The 11696-nt window shown below is 55.2% G+C and carries 13 protein-coding genes and 1 pseudogene; 2 read left to right on the plus strand and 12 right to left on the minus strand.

The window, feature by feature from the left end; translation table 11 throughout:
• Positions 1-118, plus strand: a 118-nt coding sequence (locus tag KMAL_RS14875) for a transposase (RefSeq protein WP_018308590.1), incomplete at its 5' end; no start/stop codon positions are given.
• Between the two features lie 8 nt (positions 119-126).
• A pseudogene (locus KMAL_RS14880) lies at positions 127-1077 on the plus strand (IS1380-like element IS1380A family transposase); the annotation flags it as partial.
• A gap of 230 nt (positions 1078-1307) precedes the next feature.
• On the opposite strand, the gene KMAL_RS14885 reads toward KMAL_RS14880, so the two are convergent.
• From KMAL_RS14885 to KMAL_RS17455, 12 genes are all read right to left on the minus strand, one after another.
• Positions 1308-1514 (minus strand): hypothetical protein, encoded by a 207-nt coding sequence (locus tag KMAL_RS14885; RefSeq protein ID WP_007284438.1) that lies wholly within the window; start codon positions 1512-1514, stop codon positions 1308-1310.
• 20 nt (positions 1515-1534) lie between these two features.
• The gene (locus tag KMAL_RS14890; RefSeq protein WP_007284439.1) at positions 1535-3355 is read right to left on the minus strand and encodes a type IV secretory system conjugative DNA transfer family protein; all 1821 of its coding nucleotides are present in this window, start codon (positions 3353-3355) and stop codon (positions 1535-1537) included.
• A gap of 13 nt (positions 3356-3368) precedes the next feature.
• Positions 3369-4409 (minus strand): P-type DNA transfer ATPase VirB11, encoded by a 1041-nt coding sequence (gene virB11, locus KMAL_RS14895; RefSeq protein WP_110096339.1) that lies wholly within the window; start codon positions 4407-4409, stop codon positions 3369-3371.
• Positions 4399-5532, minus strand: coding sequence for a type IV secretion system protein VirB10 (virB10, locus tag KMAL_RS14900; RefSeq protein WP_010665819.1), 1134 nt, complete (start codon positions 5530-5532; stop codon positions 4399-4401). Before virB10 ends, virB11 begins: the two co-directional genes overlap by 11 nt.
• Positions 5529-6449 carry a TrbG/VirB9 family P-type conjugative transfer protein gene (locus KMAL_RS14905; RefSeq protein ID WP_110096340.1) on the minus strand — a complete coding sequence of 307 codons (921 nt, stop codon included), beginning with the start codon at positions 6447-6449 and terminating at the stop codon, positions 5529-5531. The genes virB10 and KMAL_RS14905 overlap by 4 nt, the downstream gene beginning before the upstream one ends.
• Positions 6446-7135 (minus strand): type IV secretion system protein VirB8, encoded by a 690-nt coding sequence (locus tag KMAL_RS14910; protein ID WP_007284443.1) that lies wholly within the window; start codon positions 7133-7135, stop codon positions 6446-6448. Before KMAL_RS14910 ends, KMAL_RS14905 begins: the two co-directional genes overlap by 4 nt.
• Positions 7132-7302 (minus strand): type IV secretion system lipoprotein VirB7, encoded by a 171-nt coding sequence (locus tag KMAL_RS17935; RefSeq protein WP_158306040.1) that lies wholly within the window; start codon positions 7300-7302, stop codon positions 7132-7134. The genes KMAL_RS14910 and KMAL_RS17935 overlap by 4 nt, the downstream gene beginning before the upstream one ends.
• A 38-nt stretch (positions 7303-7340) precedes the next feature.
• Positions 7341-8261 (minus strand): type IV secretion system protein, encoded by a 921-nt coding sequence (locus tag KMAL_RS14915; RefSeq protein ID WP_110096341.1) that lies wholly within the window; start codon positions 8259-8261, stop codon positions 7341-7343.
• Between the two features lie 44 nt (positions 8262-8305).
• Positions 8306-8716: an EexN family lipoprotein gene (locus KMAL_RS17940; protein ID WP_007284445.1), complete on the minus strand. Its 411-nt coding sequence runs from the start codon at positions 8714-8716 to the stop codon at positions 8306-8308.
• Positions 8713-9399, minus strand: coding sequence for a type IV secretion system protein (locus KMAL_RS14925; protein ID WP_007284446.1), 687 nt, complete (start codon positions 9397-9399; stop codon positions 8713-8715). The genes KMAL_RS17940 and KMAL_RS14925 overlap by 4 nt, the downstream gene beginning before the upstream one ends.
• A 16-nt stretch (positions 9400-9415) precedes the next feature.
• The gene (locus KMAL_RS14930) at positions 9416-11557 is read right to left on the minus strand and encodes a VirB4 family type IV secretion/conjugal transfer ATPase (RefSeq protein ID WP_275399325.1); all 2142 of its coding nucleotides are present in this window, start codon (positions 11555-11557) and stop codon (positions 9416-9418) included.
• Positions 11511-11696: hypothetical protein (locus KMAL_RS17455; protein WP_219811427.1), on the minus strand; the 186-nt coding region annotated here is incomplete at its 5' end. The genes KMAL_RS17455 and KMAL_RS14930, both read right to left, overlap by 47 nt.

Raw genomic sequence — 11696 nt, forward strand, 5'->3', positions numbered from 1 at the left:
GAACCTCTGGGCTCGCCTCAAGGAGTGGCGCGCTGTCGCAACCAGATATGAAAAAACAGCAACGTCGTTCCTCGCGGTCATCCACATCGCTGCCGCAGCAGACTGGATCAAGCCCTAACAGGCCCTACCCTGTTCGTCACGCTCTTCCTTGACCAGCATGAGCACGCACCCGCCCGGATCGTTCTGGATGTGGATGCCACCGATGACCGTATCCATGGCCATCAGGAAGGCCGCGCCTTTCATGGATATTACGGCCATAACTGCTATCTTCCCCTGTATGTCTTCTGCGGGGACCATCTCCTCAGCGCTACCCTGCGCACGGCAGACAGGGACCCGGGGAAGGAAGCACTGGCAGACATCCGCCGGATCGTGGAGCAGATCAGGAGCCGTTGGCCCCGGGTGCGTATCCTGGTGCGTGGGGACAGCGGTTTCGCCCGGGACAGTCTGATGACATGGTGCGAAGACAACCACGTTGACTTCCTGTTCGGGCTTGCAGGCAACACCCGCCTGTATGACCGGATTGCCTCTTTGTCCGCTGAGGTTCGTGACGAAGCCGCCACGACAGGCAGAGCTGCGCGCGGTTTCGCCTCCTTTGACTGGATCACAAAGGACAGCTGGACGCGCCGCAGGCGGGTCGTGGCCAAGGCCGAATGGCGCCACGGCAACCGCTATCATCGCTTCATTGTCACCACGCTACCGCAGGGAATGTCCGACCCCCGCCATCTCTACGAACAGATTTACTGCGCACGCGGGGATATGGAAAACCGCATCAAGGAATGCCAGATGGATCTGTTCTCAGACAGGACCTCGTCCCACACCATCCGGGCCAACCAGCTCCGGCTGTGGTTCTCGGCCGCAGCCTATGTCCTGCTGACCGCTCTGCAAAGACTGGCCCTTGGCCAGACCAGCCTGGAGACGGCGACCTGTGGCACCATACGCGCACGGCTGCTCAAAATCGCGACACGTGTAACGCTCAGCGTCCGTCGGATTGTCCTGTCCATGCCGGACATGTTCCCCTGTCAGCATGAATTCGCCCTCGCTCATGCACGATTGCGAAGGCTCCGGCAGGCCATCTGAAGAAACAGACAGTGCACAGACCACATAGCTTCCACCAACACTGCCTTCTCAGGCCGTGACACCCTCACTGCGTTCAGAACCCGCCGCCAGAAGCAGAATATCGTCAATATTCCAGATCGGGCTCCTGTGGGATGACTGAATTCTACAAAATAACCCGAAATTGCCTCAAGTGTGAGAAATCAGCGTCGAGAACGTACAGCCAGCCCGCTTCAGGCATGTCAGCCTCCTAGTTACGGACTGCTTTTGGGCTTTGCACGTGGCTTGTTGCTCTCCGCCCGCTGTCCAGGGGTCTGTCCCTTTTCGCTTGTTTGCTTCCAGTAGCGATCAGCGACATTCTCACGCGATGCCGCTTTCTGCGCCTCGGCAATACCGGCCGTCTTCTGGCTTCCCTGCTGACGCGCCTTATCCCGACGCTTCTCATTGTTCGTTTCCGACATTGCTCATGTCCCCCTGACACTCAGGCCGAGATCTTATTGAACCGATTGGCCGCTATTTTTTCTCTGATTTCAGGCCGTCGAAAATAGATAGGCATCCCGCAACGCAACGGACGACCACCACGCACCACCACAAACGCTTCATCTACCCGGACATCGTTCAGCAGTTCTTCCCGTCGGATCAGCGGGCGGCTGATTTCGTGATAGCTCGTGTTCGCCCCGCGCGAACGGTTGCTCGCTTCCCAGCCTTTCCCCGACGTGCCGGTATTGCTGCCCACGGATGTCGCCATGACACCATACTGACCGAAGGTTTCTTCCAGCTCTTTCGCGGTATCGAGATCGGAGATCGCAACATATGTCCGATGTGCGGCCGCCTCGTACCATGCTCGCTTTCCCTCACGGCCCCATTGTTCTTCGAGTTGTCCGACCGACTGATAGAGCAATCTCAGGGTAATACCGTATTTGCGCCCGGCATCCCGTGCTGTTGCCATGATCCGCATAGGACCGAGACGTGCGACTTCGTCCAGAAGGAAGAGGACACGATTCCGAATATTGCCATCAGCTTCATAAACGGCATTCAGTAACGCCCCTATAATCGTGCGACCAATTTCGGGTGTGTTTTCCAAAGCCCGCAATGGCAACTGTACGAAAACATCCATCTTGCCATCGACCAGATCTGACGAGCGAAAACTGTCTCCGGACACCAGGTCCGCAAACGCAGGATTACTGAGCCAGGCTGTCTTGTCATCGGCATTGCCATACACCCCGGAAAACGTCTCATCGACCAGTCCCTTGAGCGCGCCGGCCGTCTGGCTCGCATAGGCGCACGGACTGCTCGCATGGATCGTGTTCAGCAGATTCCGCATTTCTTCTTGCGGCGTGCAGACCCCGCTTCTCAGCGTCCGCAAGGTCTTTTCCTCGGCTGGAAGGTCCGGATCAAACATCATGTGCGCCAATAAACACGTCACGAGATTGCGGCCCTGCCGGTCAAAAAACTCGTTATTGGCGTCTTTTTTGGCACCACTCTCCCGGCATATCCATGACACCACGTCCTGTATATTCGTGATTGCTTCGGGCGAACGAATGTCGATCCAGTCCAAGACATTAAAGCCAACATCTCCACCGAGCCGCAGCTCGTAGACCTGATGACCCAGCGTTTCGCGGAACGGTCGAAGCATCGGCCCCAATTCTGTACTCGGATCAAGCACCACGGCAGAGCCCGTCCATGTGGTCAGCGTGGTGACGGCCGACGTGGACTTGAACGATCCCGGTCCGGCAAAAACCAGACTGTGGGTCGATCCTGTCTCACAGGGATCTATGAGCAATGGCGCACGGCCGCCCTGTCCCCATGTTTTCGGCTCTTTAGGATGAAAGGGCACCCTTGCATGCCGGTCTTCGTCCACGCGATAGGCTTCGCCTACAACGACACCTCCATATTCAGCGGAAGGACGTGGAAAGAGCTGCCTGGCCTGCTTCATTGTCATCCAGTCCGCATAGCCATGATTCTCTGTCACGCCACGGATAGGCCGTTGCCTTCGACTGAATATGGACGGGCGCAGAGAAGGGCCGATTGCACCACGCCGGAAGATCACCGCCAGCATTACCAGCGCAACCACAACACCGCCTGCCCCCGCGCCGATCTTGAGCCATTGCACTACGATCGGATTATCCCGGCCATACAGAAAATAGAGCCACCATTGATAGAAAGGATGCTCGAACGAGCCCGATAAACCCGTTCCCTTCAGAAAAACAAAAGACGCGACAACGGTCCAAGACACAAATACCATCAGAATTCCGAGGATAATCCGGGCGATCAAGACGATCGACTTGTTTTCTGACGCCATCGTGCGCTTCCTTTCAGTATTTCGTCAGAAGATCTGCTGCTGTCTCGCCTCTACGGCGCGCATCCGCTGCCAGCCACACTTCGCCGATGGAATAGATCTCGCCTGTCGTCTCGAAGGGCACGATTACGTCAATCGCGGCGGAGAGCATGTCCACAAGAGTTTTGTCTTCTAGCGCCGTCCCCTGGGGCGAGCCCTTGATAAGCGAGAAGAGCTTCTTGAACGCCTGAACCGGATTTGCGCCATGAATGGTAGAAATCGAACCGGGATGCCCCGATACGACCTCATTGAGATATGTCCATGCGGCGTCGTCGCGAAGCTCCGCCGGCAAGATCCGATCCGGTCTCATGCGCAGACTTGCGTGCAAAAGGTCTTCCGCACTGACCGAGCTGATTCCTGTTCCCGACTTTGAATAGAGCAACCGCACATGGTTGGGGTGCGGAATAACAAGCTCTAACGTGTCTTCGATCGTTATCAGCCGCTCATGCAGCGGAATGGCCGAAATCAGCGTTCGGCCCATCGTGGTCTTTCCAGAGCCCGTCGCCCCGCACAGCAGCATGGTCATACGGTTCCGTACACACGCAGCGAGGAAGACTTCGAAATTGCCTTCATCGTAATACCGCAGAACCTCTTCGTGCCGTTTCTCTTCGGCCTCTGTCCGTTTATCCCAGCGGTTCCAACGCGCAATGTTGTACCGCTTTGTCACGGAACTGAGGGCAGCCACACTCCCCCCTGGCCGCCGGATCGTCAGGCTCACCGTCCCCGCGGGTACGGCTGGCGGCAAACACACTTGCAGACGCTCCCCGTTTGGCAACTCGGTAGAGCACAGAGGATGCCGTTCACCCACGTCCTGTTTGCGCAAAGCTCCTGCCAGGATCGCGATGTCTTCCAGATCCGTATAGCTCAAGGGAAGAGCGTGTTGTGTAAACACACCCCTCTGCCGAACAAAAACCTCTCCGGGCTTATTAACGCAGATCTCTTCCGTCGCCGGGTCTTCGAGCCAGCCCGCAAGGGGCTGCATCAGGAAACGGAGCTGTACCGCTGCTTCATTGAGCATTGCTACCTACCGTTGGCTTCAGGTCATAGATGTCCGAGAAATCAAGATCGCGCGCGACAAAAATAGCGACCGTCTTTCCCTGTGCTTTTTCTCCAGTTGGTTGAATATTGATGTCCGCTTGCAACGCCGTATTCGCGACTGTCTGCCCGTTTGACTGGAATGAATTGAAGTATGCACCGCTATTGTTGCTACCAACCCGGGATGCCAGCTCGACCCCGGCATCGAGACCACCCTGAATCACGCTTAGAAGAATGGCGCTGCCAAAGCGCGACCACCAGTGATTGTTCACCGTCACTTTAACACCGCTCTCGCCCAGCTCACCCGTCGCGGGTGATGCAAGATCAATGATGCCGTGTTCCGGTGTCTCTGCCCGATCCCAAATCACGAATGCCCGGTCTTCACCGCGCATTAAACCGTGCTGCATCTCACCGGTGACAATCGTCCCCTTGTCCATGAGAACCACATTCCCCGTTGTGCTCCGCACATCTAGGGGAATCACACATTTCGCGTATCCGGCGAGTTGAGTGTTTAGCTTGGTCTGAAGAATGCACGGGATAATTGTCCCCTTCGTAACCAGAAAGTCCGGGTGCGGAAGCAACCGCGCGCGCGCTTCCTCCAACACTGTCGGCTTTAGCCGAACGGCCAGTGACCTATCCCCCTGCGGATCTTGTCCGGCCGGGGGCTGTGCTCCATTGACCGTCACCGTCTTGGGAGATTCCTGCGCAGACGCGGGCTGAGGTGCAGAGCTTCCCCCCGAGCCTCCTGACGCGGCAAAAATCGGGCTTTCTGCCGGCGTTACCTCGTGATGCGTTGCTTGCGCAGGCATAAAAAACCGCTGCGGAGCTTGCTGCGGCATTGGCAGATTTTGGTCTGTAAGAGCAGGTGGCGGTGTCAGCGGTGCGCTGCGCATGTGCGTCCCAGCCGCTACGACAGGCTGATTATTCTGTTCCTCTGTTTTCTTCGCTCTATCGAGAGCACGAAGCCAAATAAAACCCAGCGCAACTACGACAACGAGTATGAAAATGCCAACCTTTTGCCATGCGTTTAGTTCGCGTCGATTGTTGTTTGATACGAGAGAGCCGCCGTCGTTAATTCCACTATTGTTGTTTTGTTCGTCGCTCATTGGGCGGCCTCCTTCAGCGTGCGGACCACGTTCGGGCTGATGGTATTTGTGCCTGGGTTACGACCAACCGGATCAAATGCCTTGTTGAAGACGCACAAGACGGTGTTTCCATCTCGCAGACGCCATGCTGGGGCGAGATGATCGGCAATCATCAGTGTTCCCCACCCAGCCGGATCGTTCTTCACGCTATAATTGGCAGTCGCTTCTTTGCCGTCCGGATTGATCGTGAAAAGCGAGGGAAGACGCACATTCCCCGGAAACCGGAAAACAGTGATGTTTCCATTGTCCCATACTTCGATAGGAAGAATAGAACGATCACCCTGAGCAATGTATTTCCAATTCTTGAGACCGAAATTCGGGTCTTTTGTTTCCCGTTCCATCCTTTCATGCGCGAGCTGAAGTTCCAACTCTTTTGCTCGTGCCTCGACCTGAGCCCGCTCCTGTTGCTGCCGGGCCAGGACGGCTGCACGACGCGCTGCGGCTTCATCAGCGGGATAAGTGAACTGCACGCTGTAGTAAACGCCGTCCGTCGCATTCGCGAGCGACGCACTTGCAACTGTCGTCACTTCAAAGACGTATCGCCGCTCGGCACCGGTATCGTTTCGTGTCAACACGATAACAGGCTGAAGGCCAAGCCCCTGTGTCGCTTTGAAGAAAAGATAGTTCCCTGCCGGGGCTGCCTTCAGATGTATGCTGTCACTCACTGCGACGCGATCGACGGTTTCATGAGGACTGAAACCAACCACCAGTGTCGCCCCCACGGCAGTCGAAAGATGAACAACCTGATCCGCTACATAAGGCACGTACCGCATTCGCGTGTCATGACGGCTGGGTAGAGGGTCTTGCTCTGCAAATGCGGGCACGACCGAAAGAGAGGTCGCTGCAAGGAAGGCAGCAACTGCGAGACGCTGAATCATACCCCATCCTCCGACGACTGATAGGACGTGACGATCACACCGCCCGGATTTGCCAAGCGGGCACTGGCCGGAAGATCCGTGACCCTCTGAATCTGCACAGTCGCGGTCCAGGTCGTCGTCTGTGGGCGCGCTCCCTCCATCGACACAATGCGCCGGAAGCGCACCTGAATGACGTTATTTCCAATGGGAGCGAGAGACAGACGTTCGGCGTCGATCTGGCCCCTTTTTCCAACCGTTACCTGTGGGCTCTTGGGGTTGGGGAAATTAAACCACGACTGATATTGCTCTCTGACTTGTTCGTTGCTCATGAGAGAAACCGTGTCATAGGCATAGCGCGCCGTGGCATATGTATAGCCCTCGCGCAGCCGAACATATTGCCACACCGCTGCATTGACGACTGCTTCGTCCATTGTCTTCGGCAAGCGTGACATGGAGATCTCGCTATCAACCGTTCCGTCCGGGCGAACCCACAACGGCATGGGCACCAGCTTTTCCAACGGCAACAGCGAAGCAACCGACCAGGCCAAGCCGACGTTAGCCAGCAATGAAATTCCTAAGCCGATCGTCAGGTACTTATTGATCTTGACGACCGCGCGCGCTCGCGACTTCTGGAAATTCTCGACCTGCTCATAATATTCCGCCATCTTTTCCTTCGGAACGGGCGGGACAAATTTCTGATCTGTCATTTATGCCCAATCTCCTTTGGCTTTTTGAGGTCCGCTTCTGTCGGTTTCCAGTGCCCCGAGTTCAGAGCAAATGTCGGTCCTTTGCATTTTGGGACCGGATCGTGACTTGCGCACGCCGATAAAACAGAGAGCATGAGTACAGAAATACTTATACGGATCTTTGCCATCCGTCTTACTCCCCTAGTAATGTTAAAACTTAACTTAGTTATTTATTAGAAGACTTCCTGCCGATGTTGGCCCCTGCCTTTGCGACAGTCCCAACACCACCCGTTGCGCCGCCAATGATTGTATTCAGGATTGCCCCAGCAGGATTGAGCGATACTCCCCCGCCGATAAAAGCAGCAGCAGCCGGCAACGAAATAAGAATAAAGGTCGATACGGCAATAAACATCGCCGTCTGTTCCATAATCTGAATGGCAATACCCGGCGTTCCCGCAGCAGAAACTGCATTAAGATTACAGGCCAACATATAAGTCCGTATGCCTGTCGCCACGATTATCATCGTAACATCAACAAGCAATGACAGGAGAGCGAGGCCCACCAGCTTTCCTACCCATCGTTCGGAAATATTTCTTGTCGCATCGAATAGGAAACCTGCAATGACGAATGGACCGAGAGACAGAATCACCGCAGTCATGAGGCTTGAGCAGATGTAGATGGCAAAAGCTATTGTCAGCATCGCACCATCTGCGATCGCTATCATTGCCAGCTCAATCAGATCGACAACCTGAAACCAATGAAGTTGCTTATCTATTGTTGCCGAATAATTGACGAGGCTGTTCCAGATGTCGTCCAGCAATTTAGGTGTCGAAGCCGTAGAGCTGGATACCGAACTCGCAGCCCAAGTCGGAAGCACAGTCTGGAAAAGATTCACGACGTAACCGTTGTATATGCCAGCTTCCAAGATGAATGCGGAAACTAGCGTCACCCGAATAATCCTTGATATGCCGCGTCTGGCATCCAGATCACCACGCATGACGAGTACGCCCTGGACAATCACCCACAGAACAATCAACGCCGTGAACGTGGACGCCACAGCAGACAGTCCTTGGCTGATGACATTCGATGTCCCGGTCGAAAAAGCTGTCCGTAGGCTTGTGTCGAAGTCTTCAAATGGCGTCGTCATAGTCTTTACCCCGCGTCAACGGCGCACCGTCTTTAAGTTCACGTCTATTGCCGACCGCTTCCCTTTTTGTTGGCTGCCGAGGCTGCGTTTCTTGCTGCGCTACATACGGCGGCCGGGGGAGGATGGTTCACCCCGCACAAAGCCAGCACGATGTCACGCTGCCGCTTGTCCACGTAATAACCCGGCTGCGTCATGTCGTCCGTTGCTGGCTGGGCCGGGGCTTCGGCACCTGTCTCAGCCGCAACGGCATTCCTACAATCCGGATAATTCTCATACGTCCGGTCGTTCATGCACTCACGGTTTACCTGACGCCGTTCGGCCGCGTGCGATGAATACCATTCCACTGTATGCTCCGCGGCATTGGGTAACGGGTGAGCAGAAGCCACACCACTCGCAAGCACGCCCAAAGATGCCACAACAAGGGTCTTGTAACCGTTCACAGCATATCCCTTCACTGGATGGCCGCAGGGAAATAAGCAGCGGTCGCTTCGTCGTCCTTCCGCGCCGCCTCTTGCTCCTGCAATTCCTGATTTCGGATCTGCGCCATAGAGAGAGTCTGAAGATTTTGGGCCGCAGCCGCCTGTGCCTGGATGGCCTGATTCTCGACGGCTATCCGACCGTTAATCGTGCTGACCTGCGTAATATCCTTTGCGTTCGACAGTTCCTGCTTCATTTCATCAAGCGAAGCGAGGCGCTGGTTAATAGAATCAAGGTTCTGCGCTGCTATACCTTGAATGTTTGCTAAAGAAGTTTCTCTCTGCTGATATGACTGCGCAACTGGATCTGTTCCCGTAGCTGAATACCTGTTCAAGCTCATAAATGACTGACCATAGCTATTCAGTGTATTGGTTGCTCCCGTGATCTGACCGGTTGCTTGTGTAACTGTCGGCAGCGGATTTTGCAGATTGGCGCTGTTGAAAGTCGTCAGCATCCCCGTTGCAACATTCGGAATGTTCTGAAGGAGCTGATATTGCGCTTGTAGCTGCTTCAGCTCGTCCATCATCTGATTGATTTCATTTGTGGTATTGGTGACGCTTTGCGCAATGCTTGCATTATCAAATACAGCTACCTGCGCATGGGCGGCATCCGCTCCAATGAGAGAAAACCATACCACTGCAACCAGACTATATGCCTTCATCGTGCCCTCCCTCGCCTCAGTCTTTCGCTTCGTGGTAACGGGCCATGAAATGGTCGAGCCACTGGCTCGGATCGGCCCCGTATTCTGCCCTCAACCGTTCGGCAAAATTCGCTCGATTGGCGCGGCCGGACAGTACCGCGATGTATTCCGGCATGGAGGACAGATCGAATTCACAAATGACGCTGCCGTTTTCCCGCTTCATGAGAAACCGTTTGGGATCACCCACCATCCCTTCCCGTACAGCACGATACTCGCCCTCGGTGCAGCTTAGTCCCGTGATGTAGGCGTGCCGGTCAGCCGTGGGAGACGGGTAGAGAATCTTTGTCATGCACTGCGCAACGAGCGACGAACCCAGCTTTGATTCCAGAACGTGCTCCGGCTGTTGTGTCGCCAAAATCAGCATCCCGTTGTTTTTACGAACGGTCAGCAGGAACTTGTCGATTACAGCGGCAAATTTCGGGTCCAAAAGATAGGCCCTAAATTCATCGCAGCTCATAAGAAAACGTCGGCCGTCAACCACCTTCTCGATCCGATAGAGCAGATACGCAGCCGTCGGGGCGCATATTTCGTCATGATCGAGAAAAGCCGTCAGATCGAAGCCTGTTATGGCACTCGACAGATCCACTTCATCGGTTTCGCCGTCGAACAGCCATCCCAATGCGCCGCCTCTGCACCAGCGTTCCAACCTGGCACCAGCTCCCTCTTCTGGCCCGTGCATCAAGAACTGGCGCAATCCAGCAAGTGAGCGCATTTCGACGGGATAGGACATCTGCCGTTCGATCCCCCGTTGCAGTCGCTTTGCATCTTCTGACGAGACCGTGCCCTTGCCGTCACTCTCAATCAGCCCGGTGAGCCACTGCCGCAGAAACTCCCGATCCTCGGGCGTGTTCGTCAGGCCACGCAACGGCGCAAGGCCGCAGGAAACACCACGCTTGAGAACAAGATACGTGCCACCAGTAGCAAGGACCAGAAGCTGCCCTCCCCGATCCTTGTCGAAGAATACGACGGCACCGTTCACCTCAGAGAGCGCCTGTTCCATCATCGCCATAATGAATGTCAGCAGGGTCGTCTTGCCCGAGCCGATCGGGCCAAAGATCGCCGTCATGCCCACATCCTTGACGTGAGGCACATAATCGTAAGACGTCGCACCATCCGTCCGAAAACGGGCGATTGCCGTGCCCCAATGGCCTTCGCGTGCTCCTGCCGGAAAATTGTCAAAGGTCGAAAAGCAGGCAAAATTATTGCTGTTGATAGCGCCGGGACGGGTGCGGTACTCCCAATTTCCGGGCAACTGTGACCAGAATGCGGCCTCTAGGCCGATACCTTCCTGTACGACTACTGCACCGGCATCGGTCAGCCGTGCCCGCGCACGAGCAGCATTATCGCCTAGCTGCGCAAGGGTATCAGCATAAACTGCCAATGAAAGATGATGCGATCCGAAGACAAATTCATTCGATATGAGCTTATCTACGGCATCCGTGAGCTGGTCGATCTGGCTGGTCGCCTTGTCACCTGCGCTTACCATCTGATTACCCTTCAGCGTCAGCTTTTCATCAGCCTGTGAGCGTGTCAGAAAGCCAAAGGACTGACTTACCACGAGGGGAAAACCCACACTGAGCAGGGCATTCAACATTCCGGGCCTGGTCTTGGCCGGATATTCACGGAACGAAAAAATGCCACCGACATAGCTCCGATCCAGAGAACGAACTTCGAAGCCACGTTTGCCGCAGATTACCCGATCCGTGTAAATGGACGCTCCAAGATGTCCCGATACAACCGGGACAGGCATCCAGCGTGCAGAGATGATGAGACGCAACGCCTCGCCGATTTCAGTGAAGACGACATCATCATGCTCACGCAGCCCCAGGCGCCGCACGCTATAATTGTCGAGAGCAGACGAAACGATCTGCCAGACATCTTCAAGCTGCCTGACTGTCGCGTCACTGGCCTCTGTCGCCTCGCCTTTACCCACCCGAAAGAGCTTGCTGCCCATCTTGCCGAGTGCATTCCGGGGAGTCACCACAACAGAGAGAAAATAGTCGTTTCTAAACAAACGATCTTTTAGAACTCTTCTATTGTAATCTTCATGAAGTCTCGACGCAAAATCTGACCTAAAATGCGTCTTTGGCAATCCCGGCACATCCGAATGCCGTACCATGTGAGTCGTAATTGGAGGGATCGAAGAACCCTTGATTGATGTGCTTGGCCGGTAATTTCTGGGTTTTGGCGATTTGATTGACGGTTTTTGCGATGGCGTCCAGTCTGCGTTTTGAGCAGATTGGGAGTTGTCTCTCGCT

The organism is Novacetimonas maltaceti (assembly GCF_002906255.1).
Classification (GTDB): domain Bacteria; phylum Pseudomonadota; class Alphaproteobacteria; order Acetobacterales; family Acetobacteraceae; genus Novacetimonas; species Novacetimonas maltaceti.

Coding starts and splice junctions, on each gene's coding strand:
- KMAL_RS14885 (WP_007284438.1), bottom strand. CDS start 1,514: ATGTCGGAAACGAACAATGAGAAGCGTCGGGATAAGGCGCGTCAGCAG.
- KMAL_RS14890 (WP_007284439.1), bottom strand. CDS start 3,355: ATGGCGTCAGAAAACAAGTCGATCGTCTTGATCGCCCGGATTATCCTC.
- virB11 (WP_110096339.1), bottom strand. CDS start 4,409: ATGCTCAATGAAGCAGCGGTACAGCTCCGTTTCCTGATGCAGCCCCTT.
- virB10 (WP_010665819.1), bottom strand. CDS start 5,532: ATGAGCGACGAACAAAACAACAATAGTGGAATTAACGACGGCGGCTCT.
- KMAL_RS14905 (WP_110096340.1), bottom strand. CDS start 6,449: ATGATTCAGCGTCTCGCAGTTGCTGCCTTCCTTGCAGCGACCTCTCTT.
- KMAL_RS14910 (WP_007284443.1), bottom strand. CDS start 7,135: ATGACAGATCAGAAATTTGTCCCGCCCGTTCCGAAGGAAAAGATGGCG.
- KMAL_RS17935 (WP_158306040.1), bottom strand. CDS start 7,302: ATGGCAAAGATCCGTATAAGTATTTCTGTACTCATGCTCTCTGTTTTA.
- KMAL_RS14915 (WP_110096341.1), bottom strand. CDS start 8,261: ATGACGACGCCATTTGAAGACTTCGACACAAGCCTACGGACAGCTTTT.
- KMAL_RS14925 (WP_007284446.1), bottom strand. CDS start 9,399: ATGAAGGCATATAGTCTGGTTGCAGTGGTATGGTTTTCTCTCATTGGA.
- KMAL_RS14930 (WP_275399325.1), bottom strand. CDS start 11,557: ATGGTACGGCATTCGGATGTGCCGGGATTGCCAAAGACGCATTTTAGG.